The 550-nt window shown below is 64.2% G+C and carries 2 protein-coding genes; both read right to left on the bottom strand.

From position 1 onward, the window contains the following. On the bottom strand, positions 1–294 hold a 294-nt coding region (locus U9980_RS22660; protein WP_322769786.1), incomplete at its 3' end, for a hypothetical protein. After that, positions 291–550 (bottom strand): hypothetical protein (locus U9980_RS22655; RefSeq protein ID WP_322769785.1); only part of this gene is annotated, 260 nt, incomplete at its 5' end. The genes U9980_RS22655 and U9980_RS22660, both read right to left, overlap by 4 nt.

Genomic DNA, 550 nt, shown 5'->3' with positions numbered 1-550 from the left:
GCGAAACTGGGCGATCGACCTGAACAGTGTGAGTGCGCTGTCGCGTGCTTCCTCGTCCTGCGGGCACGCCTGTGCCCTGCACCATACGAAGAAGGCGACGATGCGGATCGCGTGCAGGGGTGGGTCGCCGATTATCTGGAATATCTCGCCGACGTCGTTGAGTATGGCGTCAACCTCTGGGCCCAGAACCACCGAGGGGTCGCCGTCGCCCTGGTAGGCGTCAGTCCGTTTCTCCAGGTCTGCCATGATGGCGCCCAGCCTGACGTGGGCCTTGAACTTCGAGAGCAGACTCATGGTGCTCCCTGGCCGTGGGCGAATGTCCACGCTGGAATCGCGTTCTGACGCCACTGCTGCGCCAACTGCCTGGCCAGCTCCAGTTCGGCCGCCAGGGTCAGGGGCGCTGGCAGGTGCAGCGCTTCGTAGAGCGAAAAGCGGTGCAAGTCGATGGCGGATGTCAACGCCACGCCGTACCCGATCGCCTGGCTCACCATAGAGCGGTAGGAGAACACCGCGGTGCAGAGCGGGAGCAGTGTAAGGAGCAGCCACCACC

Source organism: Protofrankia sp. Cr1, from assembly GCF_963555865.1.
GTDB lineage: Bacteria > Actinomycetota > Actinomycetes > Frankiales > Frankiaceae > Protofrankia.
This window is presented reverse-complemented; position numbering and strand designations above follow the sequence as displayed.